The sequence below is a fragment of the Bradyrhizobium ottawaense genome (assembly GCF_900099825.1).
In the GTDB taxonomy this organism is placed as follows: Bacteria; Pseudomonadota; Alphaproteobacteria; order Rhizobiales; family Xanthobacteraceae; genus Bradyrhizobium; species Bradyrhizobium ottawaense_A.
On the sequence record NZ_LT629693.1, the window covers coordinates 7,427,885 to 7,440,413 of the forward strand.

Here is a 12,529-nt window from a genome sequence, read left to right on the forward strand (position 1 = left end):
AAATCACGGGATCATAGCCCGGAACTCGGCTAAGCAACGGGAGACGCGCTTGCGGCGCCGAGATCGGCCGCAAACCGCGTGCTCATCCATCATGTTGTGTCGGGTGGAGGCTATGACGTTATCAAGCCGCCTCGCGCTCGCGATGGTATTGCTGGCCGTGGTAACGGCCTGCATCGTGGGTGCGTTCACCTATTATTTTCTCGCAGCGGCCGCGGCCCCGCACGGCGTGGCGGCTGCCATCGGCCACGCGGTGCTGACCGGCGGCGCGGCCGCCGTGCTGCTGGCGTTGGTGCTGGCCGCAGGCCTCGCGCAATCCCTGTCCGGACCGCTGCTTCGGATAACCGGCGCAGCAACAGCGCTCGCGCGCGGCGAATTGATGCCGATGCAGGGCGTCAGCGAGATCGCGGTTCTCGCCGACGTGTTCACGCAGCTCAGGGCGCGCCAGGCGCTGCTCGAACATACCGTGCAGAGCATCAGCGACGCCGTGTTGGTGATCGATGCGGATGGAAGGATCGTGATCGCCAACGCCGCCGCCAAACGGCTGCTCGGGGTCGATCTTTCGATCGATATTCAATCGACGCCGTTCAGATATCTCCTGTCTGACGGTGTGACGCGCGCGCCGGCATCGAGCTCGCCGCTGATGCGCGCGCTGCGCGGCGAGGACATCGACGATATGGAATTCGTCGTCGAGGCCAGGGCGACCGGTGTCAGGGAGAATGTCGCGGCGTCGGCGCGTCCGTTGCGGGACGAGGCCGGTGTGCTGTGCGGGGCGGTCGCCGTTGTCCGCAACGTGACAGAGCAGAAGCGGGCTTACCAGGCGCTGATCGACAGCGAGCAGATGGCGCAATCCATCGTCGATAGCGCGCTCGATGCCTTTGTCCAGACCGATGATTCCTGCGTGATCCTCGACTGGAGCCCGCACGCCGAGGCGTTGATGGGATGGACACGCGCCGAGGCGATCGGCGTCGGCGTGGAAGAACTGATCTTTCCGGAACCGCAGCGCGCGGTGCACCGGCAATGGGTCGACCGGTTCCTGAGCGAGGCTTCGGCCGACGCCACCGGCGGCCGGTACGAAACGGCCCTGCGGCACAAGGACGGCCACGAATTCTTTGCCGAGGTGTCGCTGACTGCGTTGCGTCGCGGCGATCGTTTCATCGTCAACGCGTTCGTGCGGGACATTACCGCTAAGCGCGCGGCGGAGGAACAGCTTTTCCAGGCGCAGAAGATGGACTCCGTTGGGCAATTGACCGGCGGCATCGCCCACGACTTCAACAACATGCTGACCGTGATCACAGGCACGATCGAGATCCTTGCCGAGGGCGTCCAGGACAATCCCGCGCTTGCCGGGATCGTCAAGATGATCGACGACGCGGCCAACCGCGCCGCCCAGCTCACCGCCAATTTGCTGGCGTTCGCCAGGAAGCAGCCGCTGCGACCGCTCAAGACCGACGTCAACGCGCTGGTCGAGGAAGTCGTGAAGTTGCTGTTGCCGACGCTCGGCCGGCAGATCGAGATCGAGACGGTATTCGGTGAGCCGGGATGGCCGGCTTTGGTCGATCGCAGCCAGTTGAGTTCGGCGCTGGTCAATCTCGCGATCAACGGGCGGGACGCCATGCCTGACGGAGGCAGGCTGGTGTTGCGGACCAACAATGTCAGCTTCGACCCACACGAGGCGGCGGCGAACGGGCTCGGCGCCGGCGACTACGTCGTCATCGAGGTTGCCGATACCGGCGCCGGCATTCCGGCCGCGATCCGCGGCAGGATTTTCGAGCCGTTCTTTTCCACCAAGCAGTTCGGGACCGGCTCCGGGCTCGGGCTGAGCATGGTGTTTGGATTCGCCAAGCAATCCGCCGGCAACATCGTGGTCTTCAGCGAGGAGGGGAAGGGCGCTACCTTCCGGATCTATCTTCCGAAGGCCCACAACGGTCCTTCGCCGCAGATGGCGGCAGCCGGCGATGAAGAGATGCACGGCGGCAACGAGACGATCCTGTGCGTCGAGGACGACGATTTCGTGAGGGACCTCGTGACGGTTCGCCTCCGGAGTCTCGGTTATACCGTGATATCGGCGCCGAACGCGGCCGAAGCCCTCGCACTCGTCAACGCCGGAACCGCGTTCGATCTTCTGTTCACCGACATCGTAATGCCCGGCAACATGAACGGCCGGCAGTTGGCGGAGAAAGTCGCCGGATTGCGGCGGCCGCTCCGGGTGCTCTACACCTCCGGCAACACGTTTGGGGTTCTCAGTTCGAACGGCGGCGTCGGCGAGGGTGTGCTGCTGCTCGCCAAGCCGTATCGCAAGGCGGATCTGGCGCGGATGGTGCGCCTCAGCCTCGATCGGCCGATCGACCATGTCGGCGATCCGATCCCGATGCCGTATTCCGTGCTGGCCGATGTCGAGGGTTTCCTGAAGGAGAATCCGCCGAAGGGGTGACCGGTGCGAGGAGTCCGAAGCAATCACGTTGCCTTTCTTCGTCATTGCGAGGAGCGATAGCGACGAAGCAATCCATGTTCGTTGTAGCCATGGATTGCTTCGCTTCGCTCGCAATGACGGAGGATAGATACGATTTCGCATTCTCGCGGCGCGATGCGCCCGAAGTTTTGCAAGAATGCACACGAGCATACAGGTGCAGCGGAAACACTCCGGCCTTCCCCGCGTAATGGCTTTACGGCTTACTTCGTGCTCGCCCCGGTGATCGGCTTTCTTGCCACCGTCATCTGCGAAAACTTTCGCTTCCACTCACTTGACGCCAGCACCGGGGCGTCAGGCCCACACCACTTCACCGTACGCAGCAGTGCGCTCGTCTCTCGCGCTGCCGCGTCCACCGCATCCCACCGCACGTTCGTGACGATCGCGCTCGCCCCTCATTTGGATGAGACGGGCGAAGTTAAACGACTGATTTGGCCGACGGCGGAAGCGAAATTTTGCCCGTCGTGCCAATTTGTCGCAGCCAAGCACGGCGGGAGCTGACGACTCCATTTCCTGCGGGAGCCGCGTCGATGGGGCGACAGCGGCCATCCGCCAGTTGCAAGCCCGGACTTCTCACTTTGACCCGCAAAAGAAGTCAATTTCTGTTGCCGCTATCGGCGTGCCTTCATTTAAGATGGCGATCGAGGAACTGGTGCAGGCGGTGATGGAAGTCGCGGCGCGAACGTCTTGCCTGGACCTTTCGCGATGTTCGTCGTCGCGCCGCTATGAGAGTGCTCTGATGAGTACACTGTCTGGGCTTGATCCTGCTGCCGGAACGGCCGTTTCGTTGAGACCGGGGAATCGGGACGTGATTGTGCTTACTCGGCGGTTGGCAAAGCGCCTGCGGCACTTGATCGGCCCAGTTGTGGCCACCCTCATCATCACGATATCGCTGATTGCTGCGCTGGCGTGCCGGGCCGGCACGCTTCCCGTCGCGGCGGGCAACCTCTATCGCGCGCAGGCAATCGTGACGGGCCAGGGCGAGGCCAACCGCATCATCGGCTTCGCCGCTTGTCTCGAGGACGTTCTCATCAAGGTGTCCGGCGCGCTGAAGCTCGCAGGCGATCCTCGATTGGGCGTGTACAAATCGCGCTCGGCTGATTTCGTAAGCGGCTTTAGCTACCACGACCAGATGTCCGGCACACCGAAGCGCGATGAGCAGGGCACCCGCGATCGGCCGTACGATTTGGTTGTCGACTTCGAAGACAGGAAGATCGACGACATTCTTAAGTCACTCGGCCTCAAGCCCTGGCATTCGCGCCGCCCGGTCCTTGCCGTTTTTGTCGAGATGGAGCAGGGCTCAAGGCAATACATCGCCACGTCAGATGCAAAACAGTCCGACCTGCAACGTGACTCCCTGCTCGCCGCGGCCTTAAAGTGGGGTATGACGATCATGCTGCCTGATGTCGCAGCATTGGCGAAAGCAAACATCAATGCTGTGGAGCTCTTGACGACGCCACCCCGCAGATTGGCGTCCTTGGCGGCCGAGCAGGGTGGCGAAGTCATCCTGGTCGGGCGGCTAAAGTGGGACGACTCAGAGCTCGGATGGGCCACGGAGTGGCGGATGGACCGGCATGGCCGGACGCACCGATGGCAGCTTCGCCGCGTTACGTTTGATGAGGCCTTCCGACGCGGCATCGGCGGCGCGGCCCAAATCCTCTCAGGCAACGGCGATCCAGGATAGGCGGACAGACTGCCGGGGCGCGCTGACGAGGTCATCGAATAAAGATGCAGTTTGCTGCGGTGCATAAGTCCGGAGCTGGCTCTTCGCTGACATAGTCAGTGTGCCGAATGTCCGCTCCGCGCCAGAAGCGACCGCTCGCCTGGATTTGGTCGCTTCATCTCGGCCTGTCGGCAACCATGTGACGAGGCATACGGTAGCTTGCCACAACGAGAAAGGCGCCCCGCGAGGGGCGCCTTTGGCAGTTTCCGCAGGACGGGTTTCGCCGCTACAGCGAATAGTACATGTCGAATTCGACCGGGTGCGGGGTCATCTCGTAGCGCTCGACTTCGGTCATCTTCAGCTCGATGTAAGCGTCGATGAAGTCGTCGTCGAACACGCCGCCGTTCTTGAGGAAGCCGCGGTCCTTGTCGAGATTTTCCAGCGCTTCGCGCAAGCTGCCGCACACGGTCGGGATCTGCTTCAGTTCTTCCTTCGGCAGATCGTAGAGATCCTTGTCCATCGCCGGACCCGGATCGATCTTGTTCTTGATGCCGTCGAGGCCGGCCATCAGCATCGCGGCGAAGCCGAGATAGGGATTGGCCATCGGATCGGGGAAGCGGACTTCGACGCGCTTGGCCTTCGGATTCGAGGTGTAGGGAATGCGGCAGGAAGCCGAACGGTTGCGCGCGGAGTAGGCGAGCAGCACCGGGGCTTCATAGCCGGGGACCAGACGCTTGTAGGAGTTGGTCGACGGGTTGGTGAAGGCGTTGATCGCCTTGGCGTGCTTGATGATGCCGCCGATGTAGTGGAGGCAGGTTTCCGACAGGTCGGCATACTTGTTGCCGGCGAATACCGGCTTGCCGTCCTTCCAGATCGACTGGTGAACATGCATGCCCGAACCGTTGTCGCCATAGACCGGCTTCGGCATGAAGGTGGCGGTCTTGCCGTAGATGTGCGCGACCTGATGGATGCAGTACTTGTAGATCTGCATATGGTCGGCCATCAGCGTCAGAGTGTCGAACTTCATGCCGAGCTCGTGCTGGGCGGAAGCGACTTCATGGTGATGCTTTTCGACCTTGACGCCCATCTTGGCCATGGCGCCGAGCATTTCCGAGCGCATGTCCTGCACCGAGTCCTGCGGCGGGACCGGGAAGTAGCCGCTCTTGGTGCGGATGCGGTGGCCGAGATTGCCGCCTTCATATTCGGTGTCCGAATTGGTCGGCAGTTCCGAGGAGTCGAGCTTGAAGCCGGTGTTGTAGGGCGTGGCGGAGAAGCGCACGTCGTCGAATACGAAGAATTCGGCTTCCGGTCCGACGAACACGGTGTCGCCGACGCCCATCGACTTGACCATCGCCTCGGCCTTCTTGGCCATGCCGCGCGGGTCGCGGTTGTAGGGCTCGCCGGTGGTCGGCTCCAGCACGTCGCAGGTGATGACCATGGTGGTTTCGGCGAAGAACGGATCGATCGTCGCGGTGACCGGGTCGGGCATCAGGCACATGTCGGATTCGTTGATCGCCTTCCAGCCGGCAATCGACGAGCCGTCGAACATCGTGCCTTCGGCAAAGATTTCCTCGTCGATCATGCCGATGTCGAAAGTCACGTGCTGCCACTTGCCGCGCGGATCGGTGAAGCGCAGGTCGACGTATTTTACGTCATTGTCCTTGATCGATTTGAGGACGTCTTTGGCGGTCTTCATGAATACCTCGTTTGGATGCGGTTTCCAGAATTCAGCGACATCAGACTGCGCGAGTGAAACGGGCTAGATTTTGAAACGCCTGGATCTCACAAACGAAATCAGGCTGCCGAAGCAGCCTTTTTCTCTTTTTAAGTCGCAAAATGCGGGATAGCACCCGGCTTAGATAGCGTCCAGCCCGGATTCTCCGGTTCTGATCCGGATCGCTTCTTCGATGTTGGAGACGAAGATTTTGCCGTCGCCGATGCGGCCGGTCTGGGCGGCGCGCCGGATCGCGTCGATGGCTTTCTCGACCAGATCGTCCGAAATCACGATCTCGATTTTTACCTTCGGCAGGAAGTCCACGATGTATTCCGCACCGCGATACAGTTCAGCGTGGCCCTTCTGCCGGCCGAAACCCTTGGCTTCGGTGACGGTGATGCCCTGGAGTCCGACTTCCTGAAGCGCCTCTTTAACCTCGTCGAGCTTGAATGGCTTGATGATGGCTTCGATTTTCTTCACTGAGCGCCTCCCGGGCATTTCAAAATAACAGAGTGCAGATAGTTTCGATGTCGCGCGAGGCGCCGTCTGGCAAGGACCGGAAACAGTTCACAATTGTCATGAACTCCGACAATTCTGAGCCGGCCCGGTCGCCGGCTTCCTCAAAAGCAGGGTCTATGCCAAGTTTGTTAAGGCGCCTGATTTTGGAACGTTATCAGACTTTTAACAGGCAAATGGAAGAGCCCAGGCCGAGCGGTGCATGATAGCGAAGCTCAGCAAATAGGCAAAGCGGTCAATTCGTATGCAACTGCGATAAAACTGGCTGTTTTTAGCTGACTCGTGTGCCTCCGGAAAAGGCGATCGGATTGAGGATTCGGCATGGAAGTTTTGACCACGACGGAAATGGAGCGCGCCGACCGGCTGACGATAGCCGCCGGCACGCCCGGCTTCGCGCTGATGATGAGCGCAGGCCAGGCCGTCGCCGAAGCCGCGATGGATCTGGTCGCAGAGGGGCCGATCGTGGTGGTCGCCGGTCGCGGCAACAATGGCGGCGACGGGTTTGTCGCGGCGGCTGAACTCGCGGCGCGCGGCCGGGACGTTTCGGTCATTCTGCTATGCGAACGCGACAGCCTCTCGGGCGATGCGGCCCTGGCCGCGCGCGGCTGGAAATATCCGGTGCTGCCGTTCAACCCGCAGGCGATCGGCAAGCCGGCGCTGATCATCGATGCGCTGTTCGGCGCCGGACTTAATCGTCCCGTGAAGGGCGATCCACTCGAGATGATCGAGGCGGTTAACGCCAACGGCGCGCCGGTGCTCGCGGTCGACCTGCCGAGCGGAATCAACGGCACGTCGGGCGCGGTGATGGGCGCCGCGATCGATGCCGTGGAGACCGTGACCTTCTTCCGCCGCAAGCCGGCGCATCTGTTGATGCCGGGACGGAAACATTGCGGCCATGTGCGCGTCGCCGATATCGGGATCGATGCCGTCGTGCTCGACGAAATCCGGCCGCAGACCTTCGAGAACGTTCCGGAAGCCTGGCAAGCATTCTTTCCTGTGCCACGGATCGACGGCCACAAATATGCCCGTGGCCATGCCGTCGCGGTGTCCGGCGATCTCACGTCGACCGGTGCGGCGCGGCTTGCCGCACGCGGCGCGTTGCGGGCAGGCGCCGGGCTGGTCACGGTGGCGTCGCCGCGCGAGGCGCTGGCCGTCAATGCCGCGGCCCTGACCGCGGTGATGGTGCGCGCGGTCGATACGTCAATCGAATTCGCCGACATGCTGAACGACAAGCGGCTCAATGCCATCGTGATCGGGCCGGGCGCCGGCGTCGGTGCGCGAACGCGCGATCTCGTCCATACCGCGCTGTCGGCGAAGCGCGGCCTGGTGCTCGATGCCGACGCGCTGACGAGTTTTGCCGAAGCGCCGGATCGTCTGTTTGAATCGATCAAAGCGAGCGAAGACCCGCAGGTGGTTTTGACCCCGCATGAGGGCGAGTTTCCGCGGCTGTTCAGCGACAGCAGCAACAAGCATCCCAACCGCTCAAAACTCGAACGGGTGCGGGCCGCCGCGGAGCGTTGCGGCGCGGTAGTGCTGTTGAAGGGACCGGATACCGTGGTGGCCTCGCCGGATGGACGCGCCAGCATCGCGGCCAACGCGCCGCCCTGGCTTGCCACCGCCGGCGCCGGCGACGTGCTGGCCGGCATGATCGCGGGGTTATTGGCGCAAAGCGTGCCGGCCTATGAGGCCGCCTGCATCGGTGTGTGGATGCACGGCGAGGGCGCGCGCGAAGCGGGACCCGGCCTGATCGCGGAGGATCTTACGGAGGTGCTGCCGGCGGTATTGCGGCGGCTCTACGACGCGTTCGGGATCGACTACTGAACTTCACGCGACATCGCACCACCGCACCAGCCGTGGCGCTGCCCAGTCGGTCGCGACCTGCTCGATCAGCCAGCGTCCGGCGTATTCGGCAGAGAAGGCGATGCGCTGGGTCTGGCCGGGCTCGACCGCCAGCGTATCCAGCCAGAACGGTTTCCAGCCGTCGTCGAGCCGGTCCAGCAGCCGGAAATGATGGCCGCGCAGATGAAACACGGTGGCGATCGCGGCGCGGTTGGTCAGCGCCAGCACCACGGTGCGTCCGGCCTTGGCCCGGAAGGCGGGCGGGGAGTTTTTCGAGAAGCTGGCCGGCGGTCCCCATTCGGCGGGTGGCCCGCCGAGCGCCAGATCGACCCGCGCGGCGCCCTTGAGGTCGAGCTGCGCCGGCAGGCCGTTGGAGGGCAGCGGCGGGGCCGCCGGCAGCGGGGCGGCGCGGAACGGCGGTTTGTTCGAGACGGTCAGTTTGCCGATCGGACGGGCGCTGCGGCCGTCGTGGAGCAGAATCGGGCAAACCGTGCCCGCCGCCGCCGTGACGTCGACGAAAACGTCGACCCTGCCGCCCGGCGCAATCACCAGCGCGCCGTTCCGGGCCTGGAACGGCTCCGCCGGCTGGCTATCGAGGGCCATGACGCGAACCTCGATGCCGTCCAGTTTGACCGCAATAACAGACCGTTGGCAGGCATTGAGCAGGCGAAGCCTGAGCCGTTCGTTGATTCGGGCTGAGAGATCGAGCGAAGCCCGGCCGTTAACGGTCTGCACCGGCATCGAATCCGCGGGATCCGTGCCCGGCGCGACCGCGGTTCCATCGGCGCGGATGCGCCAGTCCTCAATCAAGACCACCTCGTCGCGGTCGACCGCGACCGGCTGGCTCTCGCGGACCACCAGCGCCCGCGCCTGGAAAGGCCGGGTCTGGCCATCGCCGAGCAGCCCGAGGCCGCACAGCAAGGTTCCGGCATGCCGCAGAGGCAGTTGCAGGGTTTCCCTCGCCCCGGCTGCGAGCGGTGCGCGGCCGGTCAGCGGCTCGGCCGCGGGAACGCCGTCCAGGCCGCGGATGTCGAGCAAGGCGGGCATCGGCAGTTCGTTGGCAAAGGCGATATCGGCCGTTTCGCCGCGCCCGAATCCGAGCTCTGGCCCTTGCAGGGTCCAGACTGGCGTTGCCGTGGCGTCCGGGCGCAGCGCGAGGCTGCCGGGCTTGGCCTGTAGCGCCAGCGCCGGCCGGCCTTGAGCTAGCCCTTGGGCGAGGCCTGCCATGGGCGAGAGCGGGGCCAGCGCTACGGCACCCAACCCGGCCATCAGCGCGCGTCGGTCCAAACAAGGTTTTGGGCGGGATTCGGGGCTTGCCATCGGACCGATGCGGACCATTTTTGGGAACGTCTGTCCAGCCTGTGGCGCCTTGCCCCGGCGGTGACAAAACAACCCATTTTTTTGCTGCGGACCGGTGGGCGCATGTTATAAGCCCGCCGCTCGCGGCATCGCGGCCGGATTGGATGCTATCACGCGGGCGTGGCGGAATTGGTAGACGCGCTGGATTTAGGTTCCAGTGACGAAAGTTGTGGGGGTTCGAGTCCCTCCGCCCGCACCAAGCGCTCTATGCAAGCGTTTGCATGACGAATACTGGAGGGCTTGTTTCCCGGTTGGGGAAGGGTCAGCCGAACCACCGGCGCAGGCCATCAGGCTGCGCGTCGACCAGATTGAACACTGTCAGGGCCATCTGGCCCGGCGCAAGCGGAAGAAGATTGACACCATGCAGGTCACCGAAACCCTCGCCGAGGGATTGAAGCACGAGTTCAAGATCAGCGTTCCCGCATCGGATCTCGATGCCAAGGCGGGCGCCAAGCTGGTCGACCTCAAGGACAAGGTTAAGCTCAACGGCTTCCGCCCCGGCAAGGTGCCGGTGAGCCACCTGAAGAAGGTGTATGGCCGCTCGGTCATGGCCGAAACCATCGACCAGACCATTCGCGACACCAACACGCAGATCTTTACCGATCGCGGCTTCAAGCTTGCGACCGAACCCAAGATCACGATGCCGACCGAGCAAAAAGAGGTCGAGGAGCTTCTCGCCGGCAAGACCGACCTGACCTACACGGTCGCGATCGAGGTCGTGCCGACGATCCAGCTTGCCGACTTCAAGTCCTTCTCCGTCGAGAAGCCGGTGGTCGACGTGACCGACGCCGAGGTCGACGAGGCGATCAAGCGCATCGCCGAACAGAACCGTCCCTATGCCGCGAAGACCGAGGGTGCCAAAGCCGCGAACGGCGACCGCGTCACCATCAGCTTCAAGGGCTCGATCGACGGCGTGCCGTTCGATGGCGGCACCGGTGAGGGCATCGCGGTCGTGATCGGCGCCGGCCAGTTCATTCCGGGTTTTGAGGAGCAGCTTGTTGGCATCGGCTCCGGCGAGACCCGCACCCTCAAGGTTACGTTCCCCAAGAACTACGCCAGCGAGAAGCTTGCCGGCCAGCCCGCCGAGTTCGAAACCACGGCAACCCTGATCGAGGCGCCCGGCGAGACCGAGGTCAACGACGAGTTCGCCAAGACGCTTGGCCTGGAATCGCTCGACAAGCTGAAGGAAGCCGCGCGCGAGCGTCTGGTCGCAGAATTCGCCGGCGCGACCCGCCAGCGCGTCAAGCGGGCGTTGCTCGACCGGCTCGACGACAGCCACAAGTTCGAGGCGCCGCCGTCGCTGGTCGGCGAAGAGTTCAACCTGATGTGGAACTCGATCAAGGCCGAGATGGAATCCAGCGGCAAGACCTTTGCCGACGAGAACACCACCGAAGAGGCGGCCAAGGAAGAGTACCAGAAGATCGCCGACCGCAGGGTCCGGCTCGGCCTCGTGCTGTCGGAGATCGGCGAGAAGAACAAGATCACCGTGACCGACGACGAAGTCAGCCGCGCGGTGATCGAGCGGGCACGCCAGATGCCCGGCCGCGAGAAGGAAGTCTGGGACTACTATCGCAGCAATGCCAACGCGCTGGCCCAGCTTCGTGCGCCGATTTATGAAGACAAGGTGGTCGATTTCATCCTCGAACTCGCCAACGTGACCGAAAAGAAGGTCTCGCGCGAAGAGCTGTTCAAGGACGACGACGACGCCGAGAAGAGCGCCGCCTGATCGGTTCAATCAGGCGCGTTCCGGGCACGTCAGGTTGCAGGTTCGCATTAAGGATGAACCGCGAAAGCGGCATGGCGGCGAGCTGCGTCGCTATGCCTTCGCCTGCGAATCAGCTTGAACTTGTCCAATTCAGCTCGCAATTGCCCGGTCTTGTCGCCGGGAAATTGGCCCTTATCTGTGAGCTCTGAATTCGAAGAAGTCCTGCATCACGGGACGTTCGTCCGAGCCCGGCAAACCGCGCCAGCCCTGTTGGCTTTCCTTGCCGGTGGATGTTCGATCCCGCCAAATCTCTTGCCAACCCTTGGGGTGACTAATGCGCGATCCCGTTGAAACCTACATGAACCTCGTGCCGATGGTCGTCGAGCAGACCAACCGCGGCGAACGCGCCTACGACATTTTCTCGCGCCTGCTGAAAGAGCGCATCATCTTCTTGACCGGTCCGGTCGAGGACGGCATGTCGACGCTGGTTGTCGCGCAGCTTCTGTTCCTGGAAGCAGAGAATCCGAAGAAGGAAATCTCGATGTACATCAACTCGCCGGGCGGCGTGGTGACGTCGGGCCTGGCGATCTACGACACCATACAGTTCATTCGCCCGCCGGTATCGACGCTGTGCACGGGGCAGGCGGCTTCGATGGGCTCGCTGCTGCTCGCGGCCGGCGCGAAGGACATGCGCTTCTCGCTGCCGAACTCGCGGATCATGGTGCACCAGCCCTCCGGCGGCTTCCAGGGCCAGGCCACCGACATCATGCTGCACGCGCAGGAAATCCTGAATCTCAAGAAGCGGCTCAACGAGATCTACGTGAAGCATACCGGCCAGACCTACAAGGCGATCGAGGATGCGCTGGAGCGCGACAAGTTCCTGACCGCCGACATGGCCCGCGACTTCGGCATTGTCGACAAGGTGATCGACAAGCGGCCCGAGGAAGCGGCTGGCACCAAAGCCCCGTAAGGTTGCGGGGGACGGCGTTCGCATTGACCGCGACGCAGTCGCATCCGGCAAATCCGGCCGCTCGCGGCCTGCCTATGCCCAGGCACAGGCAGAAAGTTCCGCTTTCGTGCTGGTTTGGCGGCGTGGCAATCGCGCAACGCTTTGACGAATTTGTCGGTTTTCACCCGTGCGCAAGCCGAAAATCACGGTATTGTCACGGTGTCCGATCCGCGCCCGGTTAGCGAATTCTTGATAGTCGGGTGTCAGCATGGTTGGCTGTGGGGGATCAGATAAGATCGCGGGAGATTCGAGTAAGC

General features: G+C 63.1%; 9 protein-coding genes and 1 tRNA gene. 7 read left to right on the forward strand and 3 right to left on the reverse strand.

The features are described 5' to 3' along the window. The first annotated feature begins 112 nt into the window (after positions 1 to 112). From BLR13_RS35065 to BLR13_RS35075, 3 genes are all read left to right on the forward strand, one after another. Positions 113 to 2,431, forward strand: coding sequence for a hybrid sensor histidine kinase/response regulator (locus BLR13_RS35065; RefSeq protein ID WP_074832541.1), 2,319 nt, complete (start codon positions 113 to 115; stop codon positions 2,429 to 2,431). Positions 2,432 to 2,584: 153 nt separating this feature from the next. Then, entirely contained in the window at positions 2,585 to 2,968 is a 384-nt protein-coding gene (locus BLR13_RS35070) for a hypothetical protein (RefSeq protein WP_074832544.1), read from the forward strand. A 133-nt stretch (positions 2,969 to 3,101) separates the two neighbouring features. Continuing rightward, a complete protein-coding gene (locus tag BLR13_RS35075) occupies positions 3,102 to 4,151 on the forward strand; it encodes a DUF2066 domain-containing protein (protein ID WP_244525000.1) in 1,050 nt (349 codons plus the stop codon). Positions 4,152 to 4,416: 265 nt separating this feature from the next. Here the strand turns inward: BLR13_RS35075 and glnA are convergent, their stop codons facing one another. Together glnA and BLR13_RS35085 are read right to left on the reverse strand one after the other, a co-directional pair. Beyond that, positions 4,417 to 5,826 (reverse strand): type I glutamate--ammonia ligase, encoded by a 1,410-nt coding sequence (gene glnA / locus BLR13_RS35080; protein ID WP_074832546.1) that lies wholly within the window; start codon positions 5,824 to 5,826, stop codon positions 4,417 to 4,419. 159 nt (positions 5,827 to 5,985) lie between these two features. Continuing rightward, positions 5,986 to 6,324, reverse strand: a complete 339-nt coding sequence (locus BLR13_RS35085) for a P-II family nitrogen regulator (RefSeq protein ID WP_074832548.1) — start codon at positions 6,322 to 6,324, stop codon at positions 5,986 to 5,988. Between the two features lie 357 nt (positions 6,325 to 6,681). On the opposite strand from BLR13_RS35085, the gene BLR13_RS35090 reads away from it, so the two are divergent. Then, entirely contained in the window at positions 6,682 to 8,181 is a 1,500-nt protein-coding gene (locus BLR13_RS35090) for an NAD(P)H-hydrate dehydratase (RefSeq protein WP_074832550.1), read from the forward strand. Between the two features lie 3 nt (positions 8,182 to 8,184). On the opposite strand, the gene BLR13_RS35095 is transcribed toward BLR13_RS35090, so the two are convergent. Then, positions 8,185 to 9,468 carry a multicopper oxidase family protein gene (locus BLR13_RS35095; RefSeq protein ID WP_244525001.1) on the reverse strand — a complete coding sequence of 428 codons (1,284 nt, stop codon included), beginning with the start codon at positions 9,466 to 9,468 and terminating at the stop codon, positions 8,185 to 8,187. Positions 9,469 to 9,672: 204 nt separating this feature from the next. On the opposite strand from BLR13_RS35095, the gene BLR13_RS35100 reads away from it, so the two are divergent. From BLR13_RS35100 to BLR13_RS35110, 3 genes are all read left to right on the forward strand, one after another. Further along, a tRNA-Leu gene (locus tag BLR13_RS35100) sits at positions 9,673 to 9,757 on the forward strand. Positions 9,758 to 9,919: 162 nt separating this feature from the next. Further along, positions 9,920 to 11,284, forward strand: coding sequence for a trigger factor (gene tig / locus BLR13_RS35105; RefSeq protein ID WP_074832553.1), 1,365 nt, complete (start codon positions 9,920 to 9,922; stop codon positions 11,282 to 11,284). A 313-nt stretch (positions 11,285 to 11,597) separates the two neighbouring features. After that, positions 11,598 to 12,233, forward strand: coding sequence for an ATP-dependent Clp protease proteolytic subunit (locus tag BLR13_RS35110; protein WP_074832555.1), 636 nt, complete (start codon positions 11,598 to 11,600; stop codon positions 12,231 to 12,233). Positions 12,234 to 12,529: the final 296 nt, after the last annotated feature.

What these genes read in the sequence shown, in the direction of transcription:
- glnA (WP_074832546.1), bottom strand. Translation starts at nt 5,826, where the DNA reads ATGAAGACCGCCAAAGACGTCCTCAAATCGATCAAGGACAATGACGTA.
- BLR13_RS35090 (WP_074832550.1), top strand. Translation starts at nt 6,682, where the DNA reads ATGGAAGTTTTGACCACGACGGAAATGGAGCGCGCCGACCGGCTGACG.
- BLR13_RS35065 (WP_074832541.1), top strand. Translation starts at nt 113, where the DNA reads ATGACGTTATCAAGCCGCCTCGCGCTCGCGATGGTATTGCTGGCCGTG.
- BLR13_RS35110 (WP_074832555.1), top strand. Translation starts at nt 11,598, where the DNA reads ATGCGCGATCCCGTTGAAACCTACATGAACCTCGTGCCGATGGTCGTC.
- BLR13_RS35070 (WP_074832544.1), top strand. Translation starts at nt 2,585, where the DNA reads ATGCGCCCGAAGTTTTGCAAGAATGCACACGAGCATACAGGTGCAGCG.
- BLR13_RS35075 (WP_244525000.1), top strand. Translation starts at nt 3,102, where the DNA reads ATGGCGATCGAGGAACTGGTGCAGGCGGTGATGGAAGTCGCGGCGCGA.
- tig (WP_074832553.1), top strand. Translation starts at nt 9,920, where the DNA reads ATGCAGGTCACCGAAACCCTCGCCGAGGGATTGAAGCACGAGTTCAAG.
- BLR13_RS35095 (WP_244525001.1), bottom strand. Translation starts at nt 9,468, where the DNA reads ATGGCCGGGTTGGGTGCCGTAGCGCTGGCCCCGCTCTCGCCCATGGCA.